At 67.2% G+C, this 2984-nt stretch carries 3 protein-coding genes; all 3 read left to right on the top strand.

Translation table 11 applies throughout. The features are described from left to right. The first annotated feature begins 127 nt into the window (after positions 1 to 127). A complete protein-coding gene (locus ABZV91_RS32295) occupies positions 128 to 1264 on the top strand; it encodes a site-specific integrase (protein WP_355249503.1) in 1137 nt (378 codons plus the stop codon). Then, the gene (locus ABZV91_RS32290; protein WP_355249502.1) at positions 1261 to 1599 is read left to right on the top strand and encodes a helix-turn-helix transcriptional regulator; all 339 of its coding nucleotides are present in this window, start codon (positions 1261 to 1263) and stop codon (positions 1597 to 1599) included. Before ABZV91_RS32295 ends, ABZV91_RS32290 begins: the two co-directional genes overlap by 4 nt. Continuing rightward, on the top strand, positions 1596 to 2984 hold a 1389-nt coding region (locus tag ABZV91_RS32285), incomplete at its 3' end, for a hypothetical protein (RefSeq protein WP_355249501.1). The genes ABZV91_RS32290 and ABZV91_RS32285, both read left to right, overlap by 4 nt.

Here is a 2984-nt window from a genome sequence, read left to right as displayed (position 1 = left end):
TGCGGCAACGTGGCCGAGCATAGCTGAACCGATCAGGGCGAAACGGTCAGATCGCGGTGACTACCTGCGGATTCCGCGCCTACTCGCATACGATGCGACTTTCTCGCATCTGATGCGACCGACGGAGGTGACCGGTTTGGCGGGTTTCGGCGGTTCGGTGCCGGGTGGTGCGCGGCTGCACCTGGTCGACGGTGTCGCGTTGCTGCGGCCGGAGGAACAGGTGTTCGAGGCGATGTTGGCGGGATTCGCCAACCAGCAGTTGGCCCGGAACCTGGCCCGCACGACGGTGGAGGGCCGCGAGAACACGGTCAAGGCGTTCACCGGCTACGTCAATGTCTTCCCGTGGCAGTGGAGCCCGGCGATGGTCGATGAATGGCTGGGTGACCTGCGGTCCCTGCGGGATCTGAAGCGGTCGACGATCCGGTCCTACTCCGAGGCGATCCGGTCGTTCTGCCACTTCGTCACCGATCCGCTCTACGAGTGGCCGGCGACATGCGAGGAACGGTTCGGCAGCCACCCGATTCAGATCGTGCACGAGTGGAATACCGCGGTCCACGCTCAGGACACCGAGTCCGACCCGAAGAAGCGGGCATTCACCAAGGCCGAGCTGCACGCGTTCTTCGAGCACGCCGACAACCAGGTCGCGCGGATCCGGGCGTTCGGCCGCAAGGGTTGGCTGCCTGCGTTCCGGGACGCGACGCTGTTCAAGACCGTGTACTCGTTCGGCTTGCGGCGCAACGAGATCCGAATGCTCGACGCGGCCGACTTCGGGGTCAACCCGCACGCTCGGGAGTTCGGCCAGTTCGGGCGCTGCCAGGTCCGCTACGGCAAGGCGAAGAAGGGCTCGCCACCGAAGCGCCGTGGCGTGCTGACCGTCTGGGACTGGACACCTGAAGTGCTCGAGGAGTGGTTCACCGAGATCCGTCCGTTGTTCGGCGTCGACGGCAACCCGGCGGCCTGGCCGTCCGAGCGCGGATTGCGGATCGGCTGCCAGCGCCTGAACTCCCGCTTCGCCGCCTACCGAGACGCCCTCGGACTGGATGCGGGCCTGGACCTGCACAGTCTGCGAAGGTCGTATGTGACGCATCTGATCGAGGACGGCTGGGATCCTCGGTTCGTGCAGGAACAGGTCGGCCACGAGCACGCGTCCACGACCTCGATCTACACCTGCGTGTCCTCGGACTTCCGCACCCGCACCCTGCGCCGCCAGCTCGACGCCACCATCGCCGCCGCTCTGGACTCCCGGAAGGGGATGAACGCATGAAACGAACCGTCGGCTACACCTGGCGCCTGCGCGAACTGATGGCCACCCGAGGCAAGTTCAACGCCACCGAACTCGTCCACCTCCTTCATGAGCGCGGCATCAACTTGTCCGCCTCCCAAGTCCACCGCCTGGTCTCTGGAACGCCGGAACGGCTTTCTCTGCAGGTGCTTTCGGCGCTCTGCGACATCCTCGGCTGCACTCCCGCCGACCTGGTCGCGACCACCGCCGAAAACGCCGGCGTCAGCCGAACCGCCACCGACGATTTGGCCGGTCCGGTCCCGGCGAACGTCGCGAAGCTGCGCCCACGCGCCGCCCGGATCCTTCCTGACGCGTGAGCCCGGCCTACTGCACCGACGAACAGTTCGAGCGCTGGTTCAAGAAGGACTGCGCTCGATGCGGCCGCCACGGGTTCTTCGCCGCGACCTGGCCTGACGGCAAGGTCTGCCGGACCTGTCACGACCGGGCGTTGAGGATCCGGGGCCACTGCCCGACCTGCGGCATCGAACGAGTGCTGCCCGGCCTCCGGGCCGTCGACAAGACACCGATCTGCGCGGACTGCGCCGGGTTCACCGTCTCCTACCACTGCACACGTTGCGGGCACGAGGGCAAACTCCACGGCGGTCACCTCTGTTCGCGCTGCACCTTCGCCGATGAGCTCGCCGGCCTGCTCAGCGACGACACCGGCCGCGTCCGAACCGAACTCTCCCCACTGGCCGCGCACCTGCTGACGATGAACAGCTCCCTGTCGGGATTGTGTTGGCTCAAGCACCGCAAAGGCCGCGAGCGGGCACCCGCGGACCTACTCGCCGAACTCGGCCGCGGCGAAATCGAGCTGACCCACGAGGCATTCCACGCCCTTCAGCCCTGGCGCGCGGCCGCGCACCTGGAGGAACTGCTGATGGCTTGCGGCACCCTGCCCCAGGTCGACAAACAGGTCTGCGCGTTCGAGCGCTGGACTATCCGCCATCTCGCCACCATCACCGATCCCGAACACGCCCGCGTGATCAAGCGGTTCACCGCCTGGGATGTTCAGCCCCGGCTACGGGCACGCGCCGAACGTGGTCCGCTCTCCGTCAGCAGCCGCAGGGGCTTCACCGCCCAGATCACCCAGGCCACCCGGTTCCTCGACTGGCTCGCCCAGCGCGACCTCATGCTGGCCGACTGCGGACAGGCCGATATCGACGCCTGGCACGTCGAACACCGTGCTCACGCCCGCACCTCGATCCGAGGATTCCTGCACTGGTGCACCACCAACAAGCTCACCCGTCGATTCCGGCTTCCCACCGTTGTGATCGGCCCGGCGACCCCGATGCCGCAGCACCAGCGGATCGACCTACTCGGTCGTCTGCTCACCGAACCGGACCAGCCGCTGCGGTCCCGCGTCGCGTCGGCCATCGTGCTGCTCTACGCACAACCCGTCAGCCGCATCGTCCGACTCACCCTCGACGACGTGATCAACGACAGCGGCACGATCCTGCTGCGCCTCGGCGAACCACCGTCACCGGTCCCCGCCCCGGTCGCCGAACTACTGCTGTCCTGGATCGACCAGCGCACCAACATGAACACCGCAACCAACCGCGAATCCCGATGGCTGTTCCCGGGCCGACGCGCTGGCCAGCCGATGTATCCCGAAACGCTCGGCGCCCTGATCACAGCCCTCGGCATCCCCACAATGCCGGGCCGTGTCGGCGCACTGCACCAGCACGTCCTCGAACTGCCC

Origin of the sequence: Nocardia sp. NPDC004568, from assembly GCF_040609955.1 — a bacterium.
In the GTDB taxonomy this organism is placed as follows: domain Bacteria; phylum Actinomycetota; class Actinomycetes; order Mycobacteriales; family Mycobacteriaceae; genus Nocardia.
This window is presented reverse-complemented; position numbering and strand designations above follow the sequence as displayed.